Here is a 22,716-nt window from a genome sequence, read left to right as displayed (position 1 = left end):
TATCTTAGCATTATTATTGCAATAGGTTGGAGAGATAATTAGTTTAAGTTAAAAATCTTTTAAAAAAACTGGCAGGAATGGCGTTATTTGGTGCTATATTAAACAAAGGGATTAAGCTAGGCAAAAAGATTGAGAGTGAGCAACGTTCTGCATTTGAAATGCAAAAGAAAGAGCTGAAAAAGCTCTTGAAGAAAGCCTCAGAAACACAGTTTGGGCAGCATTATCATTTTCAAAGAATACTTCAGAGCTTTAACAACGGGGGAGAAAGCTTTTATACAGAATATAAAAAGAATGTACCCGTATGGAATTATAATAAGTTATTTAATAAATGGTGGCATAAAAGCAAAGCAGGAGAACGTGATGTCACCTGGCCGGGAATAGTTAGATATTTTGCACTGAGTTCCGGTACTTCAGAAGCTGCCACCAAACATATTCCTTTGACAAAGGATATGATCAAATCCAACAAGCGAACCGGAATTCAACAGATCCTTTCTCTTTCGGCATATGATCTTCCAAGTGAAGTTTTTGAAAAAGAAATTCTTATGCTTGGAGGAAGCACCGAGCTACTTAAAGCAGGTTCATATTATGAAGGAGATCTGAGTGGCATCCAGGCTAGTAAAATACCTTTGTGGTTTCACCTTTTTTACAAACCAGGAAGAAAGATTGCCAAAAACAGAGATTGGGATAAAAAGCTGAATGAAATTACCCAGAATGCCAAAAACTGGGATATTGGCTTTGTTGTAGGTGTGCCTGCTTGGATTCAGATAATGATGGAGCGGATTATCGAATATCATAAGGTTAAGAATATTCACGAAGTCTGGCCCAACCTGAAGATATTTGTGCATGGTGGAGTTTCTTTTGAACCTTATAAAAAAGGATTTGAAAAACTGCTCGGAAAGCCTTTGATTTATATGGAGACTTATCTGGCTTCTGAAGGTTTTATAGCATACCAGTCTGTACCAAACAGCAAGTCAATGAAGCTTGCTCTGGATAATGGATTATTTTTCGAGTTTGTCCCATTTAATGAAAAAAATTTTAATCAGGAGGGAGATCTGGTAGATAATCCTGAAACATTGATGATTCATCAGATAGAAGAGGGGATAGACTATGCTTTATTACTGAGCACAAATGCCGGAACCTGGAGATATCTGATCGGTGATGTGATCAAATTGGTATCCAAAGCCGAATCTGAAATAATCATTACAGGAAGAACAAAGCATTTTTTGAGCCTATGTGGTGAACACCTGTCTGTTGAAAACATGAATAAGGCGATACATCAAATTTCTGAGGAGTTCAATATTGAAATAAGAGAATTTACAGTTTCTGGTATTGAGCATGAATCACTGTTTGCGCATCAATGGTTTATTGGTACTGATCAACAAGTGGATCAGGAAAAGCTTAAACTTCGATTGGATGAACATCTGAAACAACTGAACGATGATTATAGAGTAGAAAGAGGGCACGCACTGAAAGATATATTTGTAAAAGTAATTCCATCTGCTGTTTTCTATAAATGGTTTAAAAGCAAAGGAAAAGAAGGGGGACAGAATAAGTTTCCAAGAGTAATGAAAAAGGCTTTGTTCGAGGAGTGGTCAAAATTTGTGGAGCAGGAAACTGAAAACTCTCGTTGATGGCTGAAATTGTAGCAAGTGCTCTTGGGTTTGCGGCTTTGCTTGCATTGCTTCCCGGTCCTGTATTCTTTGCTCTCATTCAGACAAGTATTCAGAAAACATTTAAGTATGCGGTCTTTTTCGCTTTGGGAGTCGCATTGAGCGATGTATTTTTTATTCTCGCATCTTATCTGGGTATTTCAAACTTTATAGATAACGCACATTTCGAAAAGATAATAAAATCGGCCGGAGGTGCAGTTTTGTGTCTGTTTGGATTGTTTTATTTTTTTAAACCTGAAGATAAAAAAGTTGGTCTGGAGCCTATTCAAAAGGAGTATAAAAAAGGCAACTTCATTATTAAAGGAATAGCATTAAATTTCTTGAATCCTTCAACATTCTTTTACTGGCTTGCTCTTACCAGCGTTGTTAGCGTTAAATACAGCGATAATCAGGTTGATGTATTTACTTTTTTTTCTATTTTGATCTTGGCAATTTTTGGAATGGACGTGCTTAAATCTTACCTGGCTAACCGAATCAAAAAGGTTTTTACTAATAACACAATTTTGATTTTGAATAAGCTGTTGGGAGGGATATTGATTCTGATTGGAGTTAATTTCCTGGTCTCGGCCTTTACTGGTAAAACAATGTATTAATCCTCCAATGCATTAGAGATAAAAGTGGATTTTAAAAACAACCATAACAGGTAAATTATCATTGCCCAGAATAAATAAACCTGATAATAATCACGAGTATTTTTGAATCTGTTTTCTCTGATGATTCCTTTTTCGTATGAATCTATAAGAGTAAAGGTTTGTTCCAATGCTTTTCTATTGGAGGCTCTGAAAAATCTACCCTCACTTATTTGGGCAATTTTTCTTAATGTGGATTCATCCAGATGAGATTCGACATATGCTTTTTTGCCGTTTGTATCGTTTCCCCAGGCGACCTTTCCTTCACGGCCAATTGCTATGGAATATATTTTTATTCCGAATGCTTTTGCCAGTTTAGCTGCCATGAGTGGGTTCAGATTTCCGGCTGTATTTTCCCCATCGCTGATCACAATCATCACTTTTGATTTTGATTGAGATTCACGTAGTCTGTTAATTGCTACTCCTATTGCATTTCCAATGGCAGAGCCTCCGCTTTCTATCATTCCAGAAGACAGTTCTGCAATGAAGCTCTGCACCAACTGATGGTCTGTTGTTAATGGTGATAAAGAAAAGGCATCACCTGAGAAAACTACAAGACCTATCCTGTCTTCCTTTCTGGATTCTATAAAACGTGAAGCAATATTTTTAGCTGCAGAGAGTCGATCAGGATGCAGATCTTCTAATTCCATTGATTCTGAAATGTCCAAGACCAGGACAATATCAATCCCTTCCTTAAAGACTTCTGCAGTTTCATCAGCCTTTTGCGGGCGGGCCAATGCTACAAGCAAAAGCCAGATACTGATAATGATAAAAAAATATGGAATAAACCTGAGTTTACCAATGAACCAAGAATAGTTGAGGTCCTTTAAAGGGAAAGCAACATCCATCTTTTGCCTAAAACGATAATAAAATGCCCATCTAAGTAAGACTAAAAGGGGAATTATCGGAATGAGATATAGAAAGTAAGGTGAGTCCCAATGATAGGATCTCAAAGTCGAAGGAAGAAACCAACTCCAGGAAAACCAGTCTGATATATCTTTTAAAAAATCAAACATTGCTCAATTTATTCTTTACTTCGAGAAATCTTTTATTGGTAAATTTTTTAAGAATAGTCAAAGATCTTGTGGGTGCGGCAGATACTAGCCCTCCGTATATAGCTCTATCAATATCCTGTAATCCTTGCTGTAAATCTTCCTGCTTATAAAGATCAATGATTTCCGTAGTGGTATAAGTATTTACAGGAATATTTTCTAATCTGGTAAGATAAATCTTCCATAAATTTAATGCTCGTTCTACAATATCTGGATCATTTTCTGCCTTAAATTCTTTTTCATGCTTTTCAAAGTTTCTCAAAAATGTGAGATGTGCTTTTCTTATCACATAAAGTTTGTAGCTCCTGACAATCGCCTTTCCAAACAGCATATAAAACAGGAAGAGGAAAAAGAAAACAATTGCAGCTACTCCAAGAATCAACGGATAGTTAATAGTTCGTTTAACGCTGGAATACTGTGTATCGCTCAATAGCCTTTGTCCTGCCAGCGTTTTAATGTTTTGTATAATTGTAACAGAGTCAGGCTGACTATAAATCTTAAGACTGTCACCATTTCGGATATAGAAAACCGGAAGACTTAATTTTTGGATGCTATCTGTTTTAAATGTTTCTAAGATGTAAACGACACAATCTTTGCTGATTCCATTAAGGGTTTTAGTTGGAAAATAGTTTTTTCCAATAAGGTCAAAAGGTTTAAAGTTGTAATTGGAGTCTGGAAATAAAACTTGTTCCTGAGCATTGTAAGTAAGGCTTAGAGCAAAGCCAAACGGAGCGCCTATTTGTACTGAGTCTTCCTGAAAAAATCCATCAGGAGGCAATGTCTGACTCTTTAAAAGAGATGGAAATATTATAATAAGAATTAACGCCAAATACCTTTTCATCACTATCTTTTACTTCGCATTCTTCTTATTTTAAATAGCTGAACAAGTTTGGATAAATAATCTTCATTTGTATTTACCCAAAGATAGTTAGCTCCATTTCTTCTGCAAAATTGCTCGAGCTTAAGTTTATTTTCCGCATACCCTTTATTGATCTTTTCTCTGAATTTTGAAGAAGACGAGTTAACCCAGATTGTTTTCTTAGTCTCTTTATCATAAAGAGGGATAATACCAAGATTGGGGAACTTGATTTCTCTTGGGTCGTTGAGATGGATAACAACCAGATCGTGTTTGTGCGCAAGAGCAGAAAGATTGGTATTGTAGCCTTCGTCTATGAAATCTGAAATAAAGATTACCACGCTTTTTTTCTTTAGCATGGTCAATGTAAATTTTAAAGATTTCTGCAAATCTGTTTTAATTGAAACGGGAGTAAGGTTAAATAGGCTCCCAATCATTTGATAGGCATGACGCATGCCTTTATCAGGTTTTATGTAGGCTTCCTTTTGATCACTGAAACATATCAGTCCTACACTTCCATTATCTTTAACTGCTGACAAAGCAAGGACAGCACATATTTCTCTGGCAATGTCAATTTTCCTGGTATTTTTTCCTATTTCCTGTGATGCACTTACATCCAGAATGAAGAATACGTTTTGTTCTTTTTCTTCCTTAAAAGTCTTGACAAAAGTACCGTGACCTTTGGCTGAAACATTCCAATCAATAGTCCTAACATCGTCTCCGTACTGATAAGAGCGGACATCGTCAAATTCCAGGCCTGATCCTTTAAATACAGAATGAAAATCACCATGCATGTGATTATTCACTGCTTTTCTAATTTGTATTTCGTATTTCCGTATTTTCTTCAGTAGTTCTTTCATTGCTGAACTTAAACAAGGGAAAGAGACTTTTTAAAATTAGCATTAAAATAAGTAATTTTCGACGTGAAAAAGTTTTTTTTGGTTTTATTATTGGCTGCCGCATCTTGCAAGGGGCCTGCTGAAGAAATTCCAGAGGATATTCTTCCAAAGGAAAAGATGGTTCAGCTACTTATAAGAATTCATATTGCAGAAGCTGCAGTGGGAATTAAAAATTTACCTTCAGACTCAGCTTCAAAGCTTTATAAGTCTTATCAAAATAAAATATTCAAAGAAGAGGCTGTGGAAGATTCGGCTTATGCCAAAAGTTATTCTTATTATGTAGTAAGGCCGGTGTTAATGGATGAAATTTACGGCGAAGTAGTAGATAGTCTGAGTCTTCGGGAGACAAGAGGTAAACTGGATTAGTTTACCTGTCTTGTTCTTGTTTCTGATTTTTCAGGGGACTTTCCGAGGAATTATCTTCATTTTCGGAAATCCAGATTGCTAGAAATACTATTAGGATAATCAGGATTAATCCGAGGAACTTTTTGTCTTTGTATAGTGGCTTTACTGCCTTTTTGTAGTCAGTCAACTGATTATAATTTTTTATTAACTGGTCAAAGTTTTGATGGCCGGCAATTGTATCGTCAGAAGGTCGGGGTTTATTTTTGTTAATTTTAAATTTTCCCATGATCAGGCTTTAAATCTTTGATTAAGGATTTCCCTTAATTTATCTAATATTCTGTACGTTTTTACTTTAGCGTTATTTTCAGTCATTCCTAGTATATATCCAACTTCTTTGAATGATTTTTGATCAAAGAACCTCAGTTCTATTATCTGCATTTCTTTCTCATTCAGATTTTCCATGGCTTTGAGCATTCCATCTTCAAGGTCCTCTGTTTTATCCAGATGAAGTTCTTCCTTCAGTTCCAGGATATCCGTCTCTTCAATGTTAATTGAACGAACTGATTTTGTTTTTCTGTAATACAAATTCACTTCGTTTGTGGCTATGCGAAAAAGAAATGCCGAAAAGGGGAGTCCTTTAAACTCATACTTTTTGATGTTCAAAAGTGCCTGTAGAAATACATGACTGGTTATATCTGCCGTCAGGTCCTCATTGTCAGTTCTTTTATAAATAAACAGGAAAATTTTTCTATAATACTTATCATAAATATGAGAAAAATATTTTGGATCAGACCTTGAGGCCTGTATCCATTCCAGTTCCCTGGCAATTTCTTCTTTGGTCTGATGGTTAATCAAAATAAAAAGTTTATATCATAATACGAAAAATGTAAAAAGATACAGTCTGATCCATTAGATTTTTTTTATTTCATTTAAAGCTCCGCGGGCTTTGTTGTCAATACTGTTTTTATAGTAGTAGTCTTTATAATTAAGAGCTTTTTCAAAGTAAAAAACTGCCTGATCTTTATTGTTCTGATTTCTGAAGATATAGCCCAATTGCAGTGCTGCATTGGGGGCAAAGTATAGTTTTTTGTAGCCCGAAAGGTCAATTGTTTTTTTGTAATGCTTTATAGCCTCTGAGATTTTGTCTGTTTTGTGGTAGAGTCTGGCAAGCCTGTAATAATATTCTATTTCATCTTTTGTGGAGTGAAAATTCTTAGGTGATAATTTTTCCAGTATATCTGCGGCGGAATCGAAGTATCCTCCATCAATGGCCAGCCGGGCTTTCATAATATTTTTATCAGAAAAATCTCTGTTTTCAGCAAAGTAGAGTGCATACTTATCCCCATCATAGATAGCATTACCTTCTTTTATTATCTGCGGCAGTATAAGCATCGCTTTGTTATCTTCATTATTAAGCCAATAACAGAGGAAAATTTTATAATAGGCTTCTTTTTTAAAATTAACACCCCTGTAATCACTAAGAAATCTTTTATATAGGTGAAATGCTTTGGTATAGAAACCTTTTTGTAGATAGATATCTCCAAGCATTAGTTGGAGATAGGCAAAGTTGAGGTAAGTATTGTTATAGGGGCTGTTTTCCAGAATACCAAACGCTTCCTCCGAATGCGCATTTTTCATACAAATGGAAGCATATAAAAAAGTGTAAAGTAAATTGTCTTTATCAGTGAGATATAAGTCTCTTACAGCCTTCTCTGATCCACTTTCCTTTCCTAAGATATAATTTAATACAGCTATCCGTAGTATTTTTGCCTCTGTAGCAAATGGGTTTGAAGATTCAGATAGTATCCGGAGCATTTCTAATCCATCTTTCACACTACCTTCCATACCCATTAGGTTTACAATCCAAGTATATTTTTCAGGAATTGAACCAATTAAAATTTTTAAAAGTCCGATGGATTTATTGTTGGGAAGGAAATCAGGGTGCTTAACTGCATTTTCTGCAAGTGTTTTATACGCAAGTCGTAATTCCCACATGGAACTGATTTCTTCTCCGAACTTAAGTTTTACAAAAGCCCTTTGAAGTTTTATTTCACCTATTACAAATAAATAATAAGGAGAATGTGGGTTTAATCCTGATACTTTGTTTTCTGCAGCTTCAGACTGTTGCTTGTATCTTTCAAGAAGTGCCGGATTTTCTTCTACTAGCATTTTTATAGTCTCGGCAAGATGTTCTATATATATATTTATTCCATTTGCTGTTTGATCCTGTTGTGAAAGAGCTAAGCCGGTTACGGATTTTAGTTTAAGTACTTCGTGATATTTGGCTTTGCTGATTTCGTTGAAGGAAAATTGGGCGTAAAGAGTGGCCGAGATGGAAATGAAAAAAAGTATAAAAAAAGGGCGTACTAGAATAGTCGCCCTTTTTTTAAATATTCTATTAAAAACTTCAAACTTCAAATTGTTATTTTTTTGCAGACTCAAGCACAACAGTTTCAACATCTGCGAAAATACGACCGCAATGTTCGCAAACAATCAACTTTTTCTTATCTCTGATATCTACTTGTCTTTGTGGAGGTACAGTGTTGAAGCATCCGCCGCAGGCATCTCTTTTAACTGAAACAACAGCAAGTCCATTGTTTGCGTTAAGGCGGATTTTATTGTAAGAATTGAGTAATCTTTCTTCTATGGATTTTGAAGCTTTTTCTCTTTCCTTTAAAAGTTTAGCTTCTTCGTCTTTGCTTTCTGAGCTTAAAGTTTCAAGCTCATCTTTTTTAAGTTTTAGATCTTTCTTTCTGTCATCTAGAATTCTTTGAGTATTCGCGATGTCGTCATTTTTCTGATTGATCTTATGCTGGTATTCTTTAGATCTTTTCTCACTAATTTGAATTTCAAGCTGTTGTAGCTCAACTTCTTTAGTGATAGCATCATATTCTCTGTTGTTTCTTACATTTTTCTGCTGATCTTCATATTTTTTAATATTTTTCTCAGCATCCTTTATTGCAAGCTTGTTTTTTGTGATTTCGTCATTTAGGTTTTGGATATCACTAAGATACTTACCAACCCTTGTCTCGTATCCTTCAAGCTCATCCTCAAGATCCCTAACTTCTTCGGGTAAGTCACCTCTTATTTTTTTTATTTCCTCGAGTTTAGAGTCGATGGTCTGAAGTTTTACCAGAGCCTCAAGTTTTTGTGCTATCGTGGTTTCCATTTATTCTAAATATAACTTATGGGGTTTGTGTTAATTTTTGACAAAACGACTGCAATATTAGTAAAATTTTTGTTCAAAAGCTCGCAAATTAGCTCTTTTGTAAAAACTTCACTTTCATAATGGCCAATATCAGCTATGACTATCTTTCCATCTGCATCAAAATACTCATGATATTTGAAATCTGATGTGATAAATACATCTGCTTTTTGCTGGATAGCATTCTTTAAAAGAAAATTTCCTGCGCCTCCACAGGCAGCCACTTTTTTAATTTTTCCTGAAAGCAATCGGGTAAATTTAATTACTGACAGATTCATTCTTTCTTTTAAATATTTCAGAAATGCTTCCGGATCCATGGCTTCGTGCAGCTCTCCTATAACACCGGATCCTGTTTCTAAGTTCTCATTTTCCAATAATAATATATCAAAAGCAGGTTCTTCATATGGATGTGATGTTCGGAGAGCCTGAACTATCTGTCTTTGGAGATGACCTGGGAATATGACCTCTATTCTCGTTTCTGTTACAAATTCTGGCTCATTGGCTTTGCCAATATGAGGATTAGCGTTTTCATTCGGCATAAATGTACCCGTTCCCTCAAGCTGAAAGCTGCAATTGCTGTAATTTCCAATATTACCGGCCCCGGCTTTATAAAGAGATGACAGGACATTTTCTTTATTGGCAACAGGTACAAATGATATGAGCTTTTTTAATAATCCGGTTTTGGGTGCAAGAATTTTTGGATTAAGGAGTGATAGTTTTTCTGCAATTTTAAAGTTTACTCCATTTTTTACATTATCCAGATTTGTGTGAATGGCATACAGACAAATGTCATATTGAATAGCTTTAATCACTGTACGCTCCACATAGTTGCTTCCTGTAAGTCTTTTAAGGCCTCTGAAAATAATTGGATGATGGGCTATAATCAGATTGTATCCCAATGATTTGGCCTCTTCTATAACGTCTTCAGTTAGATCAAGGGTAACTAAAACTCCTGAAAGCTCAGCCGCTGCATTGCCTGTAAGGAGCCCTGAATTGTCATAATCTTCCTGATAGGCAGGAGGGGCAAAAGATTCAAGAAAGGTTATAACGTCTTTAATTTTGGTCATTTTAACACCTTTTAAAAAATAACATGCTATTTTACTAAATTGCGGCCTTGACAGCAATTAAAATGAAATGTTTGTTTTGAAAATATTACTTTGGCCTTTTGCAGTTCTTTATGATGCTGTCACAAGAGTAAGAAATTACCTTTTTGACATTGAGAAAAAGCCTTCTTTTTCTTTTGAAACATTTGTAATCAATGTTGGAAATCTTACTGTTGGAGGGACAGGAAAAACTCCTCATGTTGAATTTCTTATAAGAGTTTTGGCAGATCAATATAAGATTGCTACACTTAGCCGTGGCTATGGCAGAAAGTCCAAAGGATTTTTGCTTGCAGATAAAAATTCCGATGCGAACTTATTGGGCGATGAGCCAATGCAATTTTTTCATAAATATGGAGAAAGGGTCACCATTGCTGTTGGGGAGGAGAGGGCACATGCAATTCCTTGCATTTTACATGAAAGAGAAGATACAAAAGTTATTCTGCTTGACGATGCCTATCAACATCGATATGTAAAACCTGATATAAATATTCTCTTGTCGGATTATTCCAGGCCTTTTTATAAGGATTGGGTTTTACCGGCTGGCAGACTCAGAGAATCCAGAAAAGGTGCGGATAGGGCGGATGCTGTAATTGTTACCAAATGTCCTGATCTAATATCTCCATCAGAGCGAGATGATATCAGCAATAATGTAAGAAAATATGCTGGTAAGGAAAAACCTGTCTATTTTACTACAATAAAGTATCTAAAACCTGTACCTGTTTTCAAAAAAACTGAGGATATCCCAAAGAAAATAGTTTTTTTTGCAGGTATTGCCAACCCATCGCAGGTAATTGAAAAAATCAGTAATGATTATAACCTAAAGGAAAGTGTCAGATTTCCGGATCATCACACTTATACAATAAAAGATGTGGGGCATTTAATAGCAAAAGCCAAGGAATTTGGTAGTGATACCGGATTACTCACAACAGAAAAGGATATGGTACGACTTTTGACCCCGGAATTTGCCGAAATGTTGAAAGGTATTCCTTTTTTCTATGTCCCTATAGAAGTAAAATTCCTTGAGGGAAAACAAAAATTTGAAGATTGGATTTTAAATTCTGTCCATTCTAAATACAGTTCTGACAAGATTTGATTAATATTGAAAGTGACTCTTAGACTACTTTTTATTTTATCCATTAGTTTATTCATGTTTCTGCACAACGCCAGTGCACAGATTCTGGATGATTCTACCAAAAATATTTATGGGCCTACTACTACCAGATACATTCTGGAAGAAGATTTATATAATATAAAAGGCGGACCTCATGGTTTGGATACTTCTCTTACCAATGCACACCTTTATGATTATCTTTATGGCGCAAACCCATATCAAAATCTGGGTATGATTGGTACACCTTTAAATCCGATCTATTATACACCTCCTCAGACCATAGGAAAAAATCTGGGTATTACCATTTTTGATGCTTATGCCTATGATCCTAGTGGTATCAATTATTACGATACTAAATCTCCCTTCAGTAAATTAAGGTATGTGCAGGGGAGCAGAGGTCAGCAGATTCTTGAAGCTGATTTTGCCAGAAATGTTAATCCTCGCTGGAATCTTGGGGTTGATTTTAGAAGAGTAGCATCTATGAAGCAGGTAGGATCTACCATTGCTCGAGATCCTCAAGCCAGTGGTTATGCTGCTGCAGTATATACCAGATACTTTACAAAAAATCAAAGGTATCAACTCTTATTTAACTATACCCACTTACACCAAACTAATAATGAGTTCGGAGGTATTAGAAATATTGATTCAATTAAAATTGAAGGACTAACTAATTACAGGGGGATTGACGGTCAGTTAAATAGTGGTGTAACAAGGGAAAGGCGAAATAACTTTCATTTGTATCATCAATATGGAGTTCTGAAGGATTCAGTATTGCAAATCTTTCATATTGCAGATTACCAGTATAGAGATAATAGGTATCGGGACCTTGCCATAGCCGGTGCTGACACATTGTTTTACCGTAATCTGAATGTAAAGCCAAGAAATTCATTTCAAATGACTGACAGGACTGATTTTGATCTTTTGGAAAATAGAATCGGGTTAAAGGGGCAAATTAAAAGATTAAATTATAAAGCTTATTTCCGGGCAAAGCAATTTACTTATGAGCAGATTTCGGATACTCTTAGTAAGACGATTAAATATAAAGAGAACTTTTTGGGTGGAGAACTTGCATACGTTTTTAAAGACACTTCCGTCTTATCCTTCTCAGGTCAAAAGTATGTGGGGGGAGAAGATTATTACCTAAAGGCATATTATACAGGCAAGTTTTTGTCCGGAGGTTTTTATAGAATAAACTATTCACCTACTCTTGTTCAGTTAAATTATTTAGGTAATTTTTTGAGCTGGAACAATGAAAGTTTTAATAACACTACTACAGATAATCTTTGGGTGGATTTAAATTTGAAAGTTGGAAGGATATTGAGGATAAATCCGGGAATCAGATATACAGGCATAACAGATTATATATACTTTAATGAAAGCTTTGTTCCGGCTCAGGAAAAGAGCAACATTAAGTTGTACATGGCAAGTATGAATTTTTTCTTACGATTGGGGACTTTTAATATTAATGAAAGATTCATTTATACAAAGTATGATGGGGCTCCTGTATTGAATGTTCCGGAAATTTACAGTCACACTCGGGCTTATTTTCAAACGAGAGCATTTCATAAGGCTGCTGTTTTGCAACTGGGACTTGATGCATTCTGGAGATCTACTTACAATGCGAATGGATACATGCCTGTGATACAGCAATTTTATCTGAATAATTCAATACCGGTAAAAAATTATATGCTTGTTGATTTATTTTTTGACGTAAGAGTTAAAAGAGCAAATGTATTTGTGAAAATATCCAATTTGCTTCAAGGAGTAGGCTCTCCCTCTTCGCCGTTTAGGAATACATATTATACTACTCCCGGGTACCCAGGTCTTCCGAGATCCTTTGATTTTGGTATTACGTGGATGTTTTTTGATTAATAAATGGATATAAGCATTAGTTATAATATGAAGGCCGGACGCAATTCCGGCCTTTTTACTTTTTATGAAGAGTCTTATCTTTGTGGTTTATTTAACGAATTATGCTTGGATTAAAGCTTCCTACAGATCCGCGCTGGGTTAATCTTGCGGAAAAAAGTATTGAAGAGATCTTGATAGATCATGCCTATTGTGAGCAAAAGGCTGCTTCTACCTGTATTTCGCTGATTATTCAGTTTCCTGAAAAAGAAAAAATGGTTGAAACTCTAATGCCGATCGTCACGGAAGAGTGGGGGCATTTTCGAATGGTTCTCAAGGAGCTTAAAAAAAGAGGTTATTCACTCGGCCCAAAAAGAATTGATAAATATGTTGTAGAGTTAATGAAGCTGGAAAGAAAAGGCAATAAACTAGAAAGACAACTTATGGATAAATTACTGATTAGTGCCTTGATAGAAGCCAGATCTTGTGAACGATTCAGACTTTTGTCAGAAAGCATTTCAGATTTAGAATTAAGGGATTTCTACAGAGAACTTATGATTTCAGAAGCGGGTCATTACCGTACCTTCCTGGATCTTGCAAAAGAATACATGCCAGAAGATGTAGTGAAAGTAAGGTGGCAAGAGATGCTGGATGCGGAGGCTGAAATCATCACCAATCTTGAGATCCGCGGAGACAGAATGCATTAACCACCAAGGAAAATATCTAGTGAAATTTGCAAAGCAAAAAACAATCAGGTTTTTTGCTTTTTCTTTTTAGCAGCAGGAAATAGAATGTTATTGAGAATCAATCTAAAACCCGGAGAATTGGGATGTAAATTCAGATCTGTTGGTTCTTCTCCTACAAAGTGCTGATAGTCTTCCGGATCATGACCTCCATAAAACGTCCAGGTACCTTTTCCATATGAACCGTGTATATATCTGGCTTCGTTTATAGATTTGGTTTCACCAAGTACTAACACATCAGTTTTTAGCAATTTTTTCTTAAATGCAGTTGTTTGGCCCATAAAACCTTTAATGTTAGATTCATGAGACTGGGTGAGCATTGTTGGCACTGGATCCCACTTTGCAGAAAACTGGAATAAGTTAAAATAATCATTGTTTTCAGCTAGATTCCTTTCCTGAGGAAGATTATCAATATTAGAATATTCGTATTCATAAGGATCCATGCTGATGGTAAAATCTTTGAAAGCAAAAGTTTTTGAGTAGTCCAGTTTCCTTTGAGCAGACGGATCTGCCTGATCTCCATCATACATAGATTCGCAAATATCTACGCCTTCTGCAGAGAGTGCTATGTCATAGGTATCAGTCGCAGAACACATGGCAAAGAGAAATCCACCACCGGCACAGAAATCACGAATCCCTTTTACCACGGCGAGTTTTAGCTGAGAAACTTTATTGAATCCGTGTTTTCTAGCAGATTCTTCATATTCCTGTTGTTGTTTGACATACCATGGCTGAAATTTATACATGGAATAAAATTTACCATATTGTCCTGTAAAATCCTCGTGGTGGAGGTGGAGCCAGTCATATTTGGGCAAGTCTCCATTGAGCACTTCATCATCAAAAACTACTGTGTAAGGAATTTCAGAGTAGGTAAGTACCATGGTCACAGCATCGTCCCAGGGCAATTTGGTTTTAGGGCTGTATACAGCAATTTTCGGAGCTTTTTCCAGTTTAACAACATCCATGTTTACATCGGGACTACTGATTTCTTCAAGAATGGAAAGTTGCTGGGCGTCTGAAATTACCTCATAACTTACACCTCTTATCACAAGCTCATTTTGGAATTCCTGATTTTGTTTGAATAAAAAACTACCACCTCTATAGTTTAATAACCAGTTAACTTCTACTTCTTTGGTCAGAATCCAGTAAGCAATACCATAAGCTTTTAAGTGATTTTTCTGAGTATTATCCATTGGTACCAAGAGGTAGGATGCTTTTACCTCCGAAAGGATAAATAATAAAGAGAAAAAAAACATCAGTCGTTTTAGCATAAACTATAAATCAGAAGTAGTAGAAACTGTTAACTCAAAGAAAAAAAATCTGTAGTTTTTTTTCTAAAAATAGAACGATTTTTTAGAGAATACGATATAAGACTAAAAATATTTTAAACGAATTAAACTCCACTTTTAAAAGAAATAGCTTCTGATTTGTCAACGGAAATATAAAGGATAAGCAAATAAGTTCATTAATTTCTCAGGAAACTGAAAACTTTTTTTAAAAATTTTTGTCTAACAAAAGTGATAAAAATAATAAGTTTTGTTACTTGTAAAATTATTAAATAATGCGCATTTTTGCTTAGATTTGTATTTAATGGATAAGTTTAGGCTTATCAAATTCTTTTGCTTATCAAGAACTGAATGAAATTTATGAAAACCAAATTTTTGTTATTGTCGCTGATTCTCTTTGTTACCGGAGCAAAGGCTGGGATTTTAACAGTTTCAGGCGTTTATCAGGGAAAAAATCTCTATGTGCAGAATCCTTTCACAGGGAACATGAAGGATTTTTGTACTAATGACGTTTTTGTGAACGATGTAAAAGTCATGTCTAATATTCAGTCTAGTGCTTACGAAATTGACCTTTCAAATTTAAAGTTGAATGATCCGGTTACCGTAAAAATCACTCATAAAGACGATTGTAAGCCTAAAGTTCTTAATCCTCAGGTAATTAGGGCCTCTAGTAGCTTTCAGTTCAGTTCATTCAATATCGATCCGGAAAATATCATGTGGGCTACTAAAGGAGAAAAGCCAAGAGGTAAATTCTTTGTTGAGCATTTTATCAATAACAGCTGGGTTACCGTGAAAGAAATATCCGGTAAAGAATCAGGAATGTTAAACAACTATGATATTAAATCAGCTCACCATTCAAAACTAAATAAGTATAGAATCAAATATCTTGAAAATGATGGGCAAGTATTTTATTCTCAGGTTCTAGAGTTTAATTCTGACCTTGCTCCAATCACCTGGTATCCAAAAAGAGTTACTGATAAGATTTACCTTTCAAGAGAAGCTGATTTTGAAGTATTAGATGCATATGGAAATGTGGTGAGAAAAGGTGCTGGGAAAGAAATAAACATGGCTGACTTATCTTCAGGCGTTTATTACCTGAATGTAGATAATACAACTAATAAGGTTTTGAAAAAGTAAGCTTATAGAAAGCAATAAAAAAGAAGAGGCGGCCTATTCAGGCCGCCTCTTCTTTTTTATACTAATATCAAATCATCCTAATTCGGGTGTTTAAATCAGCCCATATGCTTATACATCTGAAACAAGCAAGTTTAATCTCAATAATAAAATATTGAACTTGCTGGATGATCTTAAAATTGGTCCCAAACTCAAGGTGAAGAGAAAGGGCAAAAGAAGGGCTATTTGTTTGATAGGGGGATCAGAAATATAAAAGACCGACTTGAAATGAATCGGAGATCTTGAGGGGGGGAATAAAAAAAACTCCGGAATAATTTGCTCCGGAGTTTTTTTGGAAATTATCTTAAGAATAACATTTCTCTGTATTTAACCAAAGGCCAATCTTCGTCATCAACCAATAGCTCTAATTTGTCAACAGCGTATCTGATAGTCTCAAAATGACCTTTAACGTCACTGCCATACATAATTGCTCTTTTTCTTGCTTCCTCAACGTTGTTAGCTTTCTTTCTAGCTTCAGTCATTTCCTCAACTTCTGTCTGGATGGTACTGATATGCTTAGAGATTTCCTTGATAATATCAACTACAGGTTTAGATTCTTTTTCAAGACCAAGATCTTTCAATCCTTTCACGTTAGTGATAAGTTTGTTTTGGTAAGCGATAGCCGTAGGTATGATATGGTTTAATGCAAGATCTCCAATTACACGACCTTCAATCTGGATTTTCTTGATATAGTTTTCCAGCATGATTTCATGTCTTGCATGAACTTCACGCTCGTTCATTACATCATGTTTCGCAAATATCTTAACAGCTTTTTCAGTAGAGAAGAAATCTAGCGCTTCAGGAGTTGTTTTTACATTTGCCAATCCTCTTTTTTCAGCCTCTTTAACCCACTCTTCTGAGTAACCGTTTGCTTCAAATCTGATTTTTTTAGAAGCAACGATGTAATCTCTCAATACATTGATAATGGCTACTTCTTTCTTAGTTCCTTTTTTAATTTGCTTGTCAACATCTTCTTTGAACTTAGTAAGCGTTTCAGCAACTATAGTATTAAGAACAGTCATAGGAAGAGCACTGTTCTGGCTTGAACCAACCGCTCTGAATTCAAATTTATTTCCTGTGAAGGCAAATGGAGAAGTTCTGTTTCTATCAGTATTGTCCAAAAGAATTTCTGGAATCTTGTTGATTCCAAGTTTCATATAAACGTTATCACCTTTGTCAATTTTGATGTTACCATTTTTCTCTAATTCATCAAGCATTTCACCCAAAGTCTGACCTACGAAAACAGACATAATTGCCGGAGGTGCCTCATTAGCACCTAGTCTGTGGTCGTTACCTGCAGTTGCAATAGATGATCTTAATAAATCTGCATAATCATGTACAGCCTTAATTACGTTCACAAAGAAAGTAAGGAAGATAAGATTCTCTTTTGGTTTGCTGGTTGGTTGAAGAAGATTTTTACCAGTGTTAGTACTTAGAGCCCAGTTATTGTGTTTTCCACTACCATTAATTCCAGAGAATGGTTTTTCATGGAAAAGAACTTTCAAATTATGTTTTTCGGCAACTTTCTGCATCACATCCATCAAAAGCTGGTTATGGTCGCAGGCAAGGTTACACTCTTCGTAAGTAGGAGCTACCTCGAACTGGCTTGGAGCCACTTCATTGTGACGAGTTCTTACAGGAAGACCAAGTTTTAAAGCTTCAATTTCAAAATCAACCATGAAGTTGTTTACTCTCGGAGGAATTGAACCGAAGTAGTGATCTTCAAGCTGCTGACCTCTTGCAGGTGAGTGACCAAATACAGATCTACCCGCCATAATAAGGTCAGGACGAGCCATATATAGGGCTTTGTCGATAAGGAAGTATTCCTGCTCAGCACCAAGGGTTGCAGTAACTTTAGTAATATCTTTATCAAAATAATCACAAACATCAACTGCAGCTTTGTCAATTGCAGCAAGTGATTTTAAAAGCGGGGTTTTATAATCAAGGGCCTCACCTGTATAAGATACAAAGATTGTAGGGATACAAAGGGTGTTGGTTCCTGAGGAATTTGGCATTAAGAAAGCGGGAGAAGAAGGATCCCACGCTGTATATCCTCTGGCTTCAAAAGTATTTCTGATACCACCATTTGGAAATGAAGAGGCATCAGGCTCTTGCTGAACTAGTGCAGATCCTTTGAATTTTTCAATGGCTCTTCCATTTTCATCAGCTTCAAAAAAAGCATCGTGTTTTTCTGCAGTTGCATCAGTTAAGGGTTGAAACCAGTGAGTGTAGTGGGTAGCACCTTTTTCGATTGCCCAGGCTTTCATTGAAGCAGCTACAGCATCTGCAGTAGCACCATCAATTTTTTCGCCTTTTTCAATCGCAGTTATTACTTTTTTGAGGACAGCATTTGATAAAGTCTGTCTCATAGCTTCAGTGCCATAAACATTGGTGCCGTAATAATCAGAAACCTTAATTGAAGGTACTGTTACTTTCACAGTTTCCCTGTTTCCTACAGTTTCAAGCGCCTTAAATCTTAAATAAGCCATATTAGGATTTTTGAATTTTTGGTTTTGTGGTAAAAATATGAAATTTTTATTATTTGGTCGGTTATTCTAATGTTTTTTTGTCGTTTTGACCTAAAAACAGATTTTTTTTAGAAAAATTCCATTAAAAATAAATGAGTTTTTCTAAAAAAACACATTTTTTTGAGTAATTCCCTGTCATAATTGCTTCTTTGTCAGTTCTATCTTTTTAAAGGCCAGAGAATTAGTTTTTTAATATTTTTTCTAATTCTCATAACAAATTTTATGATTGAATTATTTTATCCCCAACTTTGTAATCTAATTTCAAATAATATTTAACTGTGAAAGCTAGAATTGAATATATTTTCAGATACCTGTTTTTCTGGGTAGCTTTTTTCCTTCTTGCAAAGGTTTTATTCTTGATTTATCATTTTAAAACCTATTCAGAATTTGGTCTGGTTAATAGTCTGAAGGTCCTTTTTTATGGACTTAGACTTGATTTGTCTATTACGGCATATTTCTCAATCTTGCCTTTTCTGCTAATCGCTGTTTCTTCGTTTTTTCAGAATTTTAATCTTTTTAAAAAGATTATTAAAATATACACACTAGCGTTGGCTTCCCTGGTGACTTTTCTCCATATAATAGATCTGGAGCTCTTTTCATTCTGGGGGTATCGTCTGGATGCGACTCCACTGAAATATATAAATACTCCAGGAGAAATGCTTGCATCGGCAGGCGCTTCTCCTGTAAGTCTTTTATTGGGAATACTGGCGTTATTAATCTTTTCTTCTTTCTTTCTATTCTATTTAGTTTTTAAAAATGTGGATACAAAAAAGAAAAGTATCGGAGCTATCTTTCTTGTACTTCCTCTTACTGCATCTCTGATCATTCTTATCAGGGGAGGTCTTCAGCTTGCACCTATCAATCAGAGTGCGGTTTATTTCTCAACCAATAGCTTTTTAAATCAGGCGGCTGTTAATGTTCCATGGAACCTTACTCATTCGCTTCTTGAGAAAACTTACAGTACTAAAAACCCTTTTGTGTTTTTGAGTAAAGAAGATAGTGAGAATGTTGTCAATTCATTATACCAAAAAGAGAATACACCTTCTATAAGAATTTTAAAAGAAGGGAAGAAAAATATTATCCTAATCATATGGGAGAGCTTTACTGCAAAGGCTTTGAATGATGTAGAAGGAAAGCAGATTACTCCAAGGTTTAAAGAGTTGATCAAAGAAGGGGTTTACTTTGATAATATTTATGCAAGCGGTGATAGAAGTGAAAAGGGAATCATCGCTTTGCTGAGCGGATATCCGGCACAGCCAACAACATCTATCATAACATTTCCCGGAAAGACGACCAAATTGTCAACACTTCCATCACAATTTAAGAAGGATAAATACTATACTTCTTTTTATTATGGAGGAGAAATGGAGTTCGCCAATATCAAGTCTTACCTGTGTCACTGCGGCTTTGACAAGCTTACAGGAATTGAAGCATTTGATAAAAAAGAACAAAATTCCAAGTGGGGAGCGCATGATGAAATAGTATTAAACAGAATGCTACATGATACAAAATCATTTAAAGAACCATTCTTTAATACTTTATTTACATTAAGCAGTCATGAACCCTTTGAGATTCCCGAGAAACCTCTCCTATCGCCTGATACCAGAGAAAGAATGTTTCTAAATTCTCTTCATTATACTGATGCAAGTATAGGAGCTTTTATAGATGAAGCAAAGAAGCAACCTTGGTGGGATAATACACTTATCATTATTACTGCTGATCACGGGCATGCTATGCCTGGAAATGATATCGCAACTCATCAACCTCAGGAATTCAAAATACCGATGCTTTGGTTGGGCGGGGCACTTGAGAAAAAAGATACAGTTATCACTCAAATGGGATCTCAAACGGATCTTGCAAGCACTCTTTTAACTCAGTTTGACAAAACTTCTGAAGGATTCCGCTTTAGCAGAGATTTGTTTTCCCCGTGTAAAAATCCATTTGCATACTACGCATTTAATAATGGATTTGGGCTTATGAATGACAGTTGCAAAGTGGTGTATGATAATATCTCTAATCAGCCTGTATTCAAAGAAGGAACGGGTGATACTCAGTCTATTAAAAATGGAAGGGCTTATTTGCAGGTTTCTTTTCAGGATTATCTGAATAAATAAGTAAATTTGCAGTATGAAAAAAGTAGCTTTTTATACCCTTGGCTGCAAATTAAACTTTTCTGAAACCTCTACCATTGGAAGGCTCTTTGAAACGAATGGCTTTCAAAAGGTTGAATTTCAGGAAAAAGCAGATGTATATGTCATTAATACATGTTCGGTGACCGAAAATGCAGATAAGAAATGCAAAAAGGTTGTAAAAGAAGCGCTTAAATATTCTCCTGATGCTTTCATTGCAGTGATAGGCTGTTATGCCCAATTAAAGCCTAAAGAAATTTCTGAAATCCCCGGAGTTGATGCCGTCTTGGGAGCTGCGGAAAAATTCAGATTGATTGAATTGCTTGGCACTTTTGAGAAAAAAGATAAAGGCGAGGTATTCGCATCTGAAATAAAAGACGCAACTTCATTTAATCAAGCTTATTCTTATGGAGACAGGACAAGAACCTTTCTTAAAGTTCAGGATGGTTGTGATTACTCTTGTTCATTCTGTACTATTCCTCTCGCACGTGGGAATAGCAGAAGTGACACTATAGAAAATATTCTTGCAGGTGCACGTGAAATAGCTGCTACAGAAGTTAAGGAAGTTGTCCTTACCGGCGTTAATATTGGTGATTACGGAATTATTAATGGAGAAAAAGTCAATACATTTTTTGATTTAGTTAAAGAACTGGATAATGTTGATGGAATTGAAAGAATAAGGATATCCAGTATTGAGCCTAATTTGCTTACCAATGAAATCATAGACTTTGTATCTAAGTCAAATAGATTTGTACCTCATTTTCACATACCTCTTCAATCAGGAAGTAACAAAATGCTCAAACTGATGAGAAGAAGATACCAAAGAGAATTGTATAAGGAAAGGGTTGAAGCTATAAAATCTGTGATGCCTGATTGTTGTATAGGCGTTGATGTTATCGTAGGATTTAACGGTGAAACTCATGAGGATTTTCTTGATACCTATAATTTTCTGAATGAATTGGATGTTTCCTATTTGCATGTATTTACCTATAGTGAAAGAGCCAATACCCATGCGGTGAAAATGGCAGGAAAGGTTCCGATGGCTGAAAGAAATGAACGTTCAAAAATGTTGAGAAGCCTTTCAGAGAAGAAAAGACGCAAGTTTTATGAAGAGCAGTTATCAAAAACAAAGACGGTACTTTTTGAAGCGGATGAAGAAAACGGTATGATGTTCGGGTTTACTGAAAACTATGTCAAGGTAACTGCTAAATATGATCCGGTGCTGGTGAATGAAATGAAAAAGATAAGGCTTACCGGAATTAATAGTGAAGGCATAGCTGAAATTGAAGAGGCAGAAACAGAACAATTAATTCATAAATAAAACTAAAAGCTGAAGGAGACTTCAGCTTTTAGTTTTATATCTATTTTGTATTGATATTTTTTGAAGTTAAAACGGAAGCTCCTGTGATAATAATTGTTCGCAACAGCTCTTCGGTTAGCTTATTCAGCAAAGAAATAAGATATAAAGATTGAAAAAATATCTAAACTCTAAATGCCTCAACTACTTTGTTAACTGTCATCGATGAGGGCTTGAGTTCAAAGATTAAATTTAAGTAAATCCCTATTTAAAATCAGAGGAATTTTTTAAAAATAATCCTGCCTTCATCGGAATAATTGTATAAAATCTTATTATTGTTGAAGTATACTTACTTAATCTCTCCAATTCAACTTATGAACATTCCGCAGAATTATCTTCCTGTTATGCCTTACCTTATTTTGAAAAAGTCTAAGGCTTTTATGGATTTTACTAAAATTGTATTTGGTGCAAAGGAACAATTGATTGTTCCGGGAGAAAAAGATACAATTATGCACGGCGAACTAAAGATTCACGATGCCGTAATCATGTTTGCACAAGCAGGGGAGACCTGGACGGAAAAAACTGCTGGTATGTATATCTACGTGACAGATGTAAACAACGTATATCAAAAAGCTTTGGAAAATGGGGCCACTGCTCTGATGGCTCCAGAAAAGAAAGAATATGGATATTCAGGCGGATTTGAAGATCCTTTTGGAAACCATTGGTGGATTGTAGAAGACTGATCGGAAAGTTTTCATATTGCCCAAGCTTCTTTTTACATATTTTCTGGCAAAATAGGATCTAACTTATTACATTTAAGGAGAATATTCTGTTTAAATGTT

General features: G+C 35.4%; 20 protein-coding genes. 10 read left to right on the top strand and 10 right to left on the bottom strand.

Going from position 1 to position 22,716, the window contains the following annotated elements; translation table 11 throughout:
- Positions 1-77: 77 nt before the first annotated feature.
- Together J7604_RS11605 and J7604_RS11600 are read left to right on the top strand one after the other, a co-directional pair.
- The gene (locus J7604_RS11605) at positions 78-1,631 is read left to right on the top strand and encodes a GH3 auxin-responsive promoter family protein (RefSeq protein WP_293895894.1); all 1,554 of its coding nucleotides are present in this window, start codon (positions 78-80) and stop codon (positions 1,629-1,631) included.
- Complete coding sequence (locus J7604_RS11600) at positions 1,631-2,263, top strand: LysE family transporter (RefSeq protein ID WP_293895891.1); 633 nt, start codon at positions 1,631-1,633, stop codon at positions 2,261-2,263. Before J7604_RS11605 ends, J7604_RS11600 begins: the two co-directional genes overlap by 1 nt.
- Here the strand turns inward: J7604_RS11600 and J7604_RS11595 are convergent.
- The 3 genes from J7604_RS11595 to J7604_RS11585 are packed head-to-tail and all read right to left on the bottom strand — an operon-like array spanning position 2,260 to position 5,067.
- Positions 2,260-3,315 (bottom strand): VWA domain-containing protein, encoded by a 1,056-nt coding sequence (locus J7604_RS11595; RefSeq protein WP_293895888.1) that lies wholly within the window; start codon positions 3,313-3,315, stop codon positions 2,260-2,262. The two genes, J7604_RS11600 and J7604_RS11595, sit on opposite strands and share 4 nt — an antisense overlap.
- Positions 3,308-4,192, bottom strand: coding sequence for a hypothetical protein (locus J7604_RS11590; RefSeq protein ID WP_293895885.1), 885 nt, complete (start codon positions 4,190-4,192; stop codon positions 3,308-3,310). The genes J7604_RS11595 and J7604_RS11590 overlap by 8 nt, the downstream gene beginning before the upstream one ends.
- 2 nt (positions 4,193-4,194) lie before the next feature.
- On the bottom strand, positions 4,195-5,067 hold the full coding sequence (locus J7604_RS11585; RefSeq protein WP_293895882.1) for a DUF58 domain-containing protein: 873 nt from the start codon (positions 5,065-5,067) through the stop codon (positions 4,195-4,197).
- Positions 5,068-5,130: 63 nt separating this feature from the next.
- Here J7604_RS11585 and J7604_RS11580 point away from each other — a divergent pair, with 63 nt between their 5' ends.
- A complete protein-coding gene (locus tag J7604_RS11580) occupies positions 5,131-5,472 on the top strand; it encodes a DUF4296 domain-containing protein (RefSeq protein ID WP_293895879.1) in 342 nt (113 codons plus the stop codon).
- Position 5,473: 1 nt separating this feature from the next.
- Here J7604_RS11580 and J7604_RS11575 read toward each other — a convergent pair whose 3' ends face one another.
- Genes J7604_RS11575 through J7604_RS11555 form a run of 5 tightly spaced genes read right to left on the bottom strand, consistent with a single transcriptional unit; the run spans position 5,474 to position 9,723 of the window.
- Positions 5,474-5,737 carry a hypothetical protein gene (locus tag J7604_RS11575; protein ID WP_293895876.1) on the bottom strand — a complete coding sequence of 88 codons (264 nt, stop codon included), beginning with the start codon at positions 5,735-5,737 and terminating at the stop codon, positions 5,474-5,476.
- Between the two features lie 2 nt (positions 5,738-5,739).
- Complete coding sequence (locus tag J7604_RS11570) at positions 5,740-6,306, bottom strand: sigma-70 family RNA polymerase sigma factor (RefSeq protein WP_293895873.1); 567 nt, start codon at positions 6,304-6,306, stop codon at positions 5,740-5,742.
- A gap of 54 nt (positions 6,307-6,360) precedes the next feature.
- Complete coding sequence (locus tag J7604_RS11565) at positions 6,361-7,869, bottom strand: lipopolysaccharide assembly protein LapB (RefSeq protein ID WP_293895870.1); 1,509 nt, start codon at positions 7,867-7,869, stop codon at positions 6,361-6,363.
- A 4-nt stretch (positions 7,870-7,873) separates the two neighbouring features.
- Positions 7,874-8,620, bottom strand: a complete 747-nt coding sequence (locus J7604_RS11560) for a C4-type zinc ribbon domain-containing protein (RefSeq protein WP_293895867.1) — start codon at positions 8,618-8,620, stop codon at positions 7,874-7,876.
- Between the two features lie 5 nt (positions 8,621-8,625).
- Positions 8,626-9,723, bottom strand: a complete 1,098-nt coding sequence (locus J7604_RS11555; RefSeq protein WP_293895864.1) for a Nif3-like dinuclear metal center hexameric protein — start codon at positions 9,721-9,723, stop codon at positions 8,626-8,628.
- A 67-nt stretch (positions 9,724-9,790) separates the two neighbouring features.
- Between J7604_RS11555 and lpxK the strand changes: the two genes are divergently transcribed.
- The 3 genes from lpxK (at position 9,791) to J7604_RS11540 (ending at position 13,425) form a co-directional block, all read left to right on the top strand.
- Positions 9,791-10,852, top strand: a complete 1,062-nt coding sequence (lpxK, locus tag J7604_RS11550; RefSeq protein ID WP_293895861.1) for a tetraacyldisaccharide 4'-kinase — start codon at positions 9,791-9,793, stop codon at positions 10,850-10,852.
- A gap of 54 nt (positions 10,853-10,906) precedes the next feature.
- Entirely contained in the window at positions 10,907-12,742 is a 1,836-nt protein-coding gene (locus J7604_RS11545) for a putative porin (RefSeq protein WP_293895858.1), read from the top strand.
- Between the two features lie 101 nt (positions 12,743-12,843).
- On the top strand, positions 12,844-13,425 hold the full coding sequence (locus J7604_RS11540) for a tRNA-(ms[2]io[6]A)-hydroxylase (protein WP_293895855.1): 582 nt from the start codon (positions 12,844-12,846) through the stop codon (positions 13,423-13,425).
- A 44-nt stretch (positions 13,426-13,469) separates the two neighbouring features.
- On the opposite strand, the gene J7604_RS11535 is transcribed toward J7604_RS11540, so the two are convergent.
- A complete protein-coding gene (locus J7604_RS11535; RefSeq protein ID WP_293895853.1) occupies positions 13,470-14,732 on the bottom strand; it encodes an asparagine synthetase B in 1,263 nt (420 codons plus the stop codon).
- 375 nt (positions 14,733-15,107) lie between these two features.
- On the opposite strand from J7604_RS11535, the gene J7604_RS11530 reads away from it, so the two are divergent.
- Positions 15,108-15,884, top strand: coding sequence for a hypothetical protein (locus J7604_RS11530; RefSeq protein ID WP_293895851.1), 777 nt, complete (start codon positions 15,108-15,110; stop codon positions 15,882-15,884).
- Between the two features lie 335 nt (positions 15,885-16,219).
- On the opposite strand, the gene J7604_RS11525 is transcribed toward J7604_RS11530, so the two are convergent.
- Complete coding sequence (locus J7604_RS11525; RefSeq protein ID WP_293895849.1) at positions 16,220-18,409, bottom strand: glutamine synthetase III; 2,190 nt, start codon at positions 18,407-18,409, stop codon at positions 16,220-16,222.
- A gap of 317 nt (positions 18,410-18,726) precedes the next feature.
- Between J7604_RS11525 and J7604_RS11520 the strand changes: the two genes are divergently transcribed.
- The 3 genes from J7604_RS11520 to J7604_RS11510 all read left to right on the top strand — a co-directional run bounded on the left by J7604_RS11520 (position 18,727) and on the right by J7604_RS11510 (position 22,617).
- A complete protein-coding gene (locus J7604_RS11520; protein ID WP_293895846.1) occupies positions 18,727-20,562 on the top strand; it encodes an LTA synthase family protein in 1,836 nt (611 codons plus the stop codon).
- A gap of 13 nt (positions 20,563-20,575) precedes the next feature.
- The gene (gene mtaB / locus J7604_RS11515) at positions 20,576-21,898 is read left to right on the top strand and encodes a tRNA (N(6)-L-threonylcarbamoyladenosine(37)-C(2))-methylthiotransferase MtaB (RefSeq protein WP_293895843.1); all 1,323 of its coding nucleotides are present in this window, start codon (positions 20,576-20,578) and stop codon (positions 21,896-21,898) included.
- 416 nt (positions 21,899-22,314) lie between these two features.
- Positions 22,315-22,617, top strand: coding sequence for a glyoxalase/bleomycin resistance/extradiol dioxygenase family protein (locus J7604_RS11510; protein ID WP_293895840.1), 303 nt, complete (start codon positions 22,315-22,317; stop codon positions 22,615-22,617).
- Positions 22,618-22,716 lie beyond the last annotated feature (99 nt).

The organism is Sporocytophaga sp. (assembly GCF_017745095.1).
Lineage (GTDB): Bacteria > Bacteroidota > Bacteroidia > Cytophagales > Cytophagaceae > Sporocytophaga.
This window is presented reverse-complemented; position numbering and strand designations above follow the sequence as displayed.

Excerpts from the sequence above, each read along its gene's own strand:
- J7604_RS11605 (WP_293895894.1), top strand. The coding sequence starts at position 78 with ATGGCGTTATTTGGTGCTATATTAAACAAAGGGATTAAGCTAGGCAAA.
- J7604_RS11600 (WP_293895891.1), top strand. The coding sequence starts at position 1,631 with ATGGCTGAAATTGTAGCAAGTGCTCTTGGGTTTGCGGCTTTGCTTGCA.
- J7604_RS11595 (WP_293895888.1), bottom strand. The coding sequence starts at position 3,315 with ATGTTTGATTTTTTAAAAGATATATCAGACTGGTTTTCCTGGAGTTGG.
- J7604_RS11590 (WP_293895885.1), bottom strand. The coding sequence starts at position 4,192 with ATGAAAAGGTATTTGGCGTTAATTCTTATTATAATATTTCCATCTCTT.
- J7604_RS11585 (WP_293895882.1), bottom strand. The coding sequence starts at position 5,067 with ATGAAAGAACTACTGAAGAAAATACGGAAATACGAAATACAAATTAGA.
- J7604_RS11575 (WP_293895876.1), bottom strand. The coding sequence starts at position 5,737 with ATGGGAAAATTTAAAATTAACAAAAATAAACCCCGACCTTCTGACGAT.
- J7604_RS11560 (WP_293895867.1), bottom strand. The coding sequence starts at position 8,620 with ATGGAAACCACGATAGCACAAAAACTTGAGGCTCTGGTAAAACTTCAG.
- J7604_RS11555 (WP_293895864.1), bottom strand. The coding sequence starts at position 9,723 with ATGACCAAAATTAAAGACGTTATAACCTTTCTTGAATCTTTTGCCCCT.
- lpxK (WP_293895861.1), top strand. The coding sequence starts at position 9,791 with ATGTTTGTTTTGAAAATATTACTTTGGCCTTTTGCAGTTCTTTATGAT.
- J7604_RS11545 (WP_293895858.1), top strand. The coding sequence starts at position 10,907 with ATGTTTCTGCACAACGCCAGTGCACAGATTCTGGATGATTCTACCAAA.
- J7604_RS11540 (WP_293895855.1), top strand. The coding sequence starts at position 12,844 with ATGCTTGGATTAAAGCTTCCTACAGATCCGCGCTGGGTTAATCTTGCG.
- J7604_RS11535 (WP_293895853.1), bottom strand. The coding sequence starts at position 14,732 with ATGCTAAAACGACTGATGTTTTTTTTCTCTTTATTATTTATCCTTTCG.
- J7604_RS11530 (WP_293895851.1), top strand. The coding sequence starts at position 15,108 with ATGAAAACCAAATTTTTGTTATTGTCGCTGATTCTCTTTGTTACCGGA.
- J7604_RS11525 (WP_293895849.1), bottom strand. The coding sequence starts at position 18,409 with ATGGCTTATTTAAGATTTAAGGCGCTTGAAACTGTAGGAAACAGGGAA.
- mtaB (WP_293895843.1), top strand. The coding sequence starts at position 20,576 with ATGAAAAAAGTAGCTTTTTATACCCTTGGCTGCAAATTAAACTTTTCT.
- J7604_RS11510 (WP_293895840.1), top strand. The coding sequence starts at position 22,315 with ATGGATTTTACTAAAATTGTATTTGGTGCAAAGGAACAATTGATTGTT.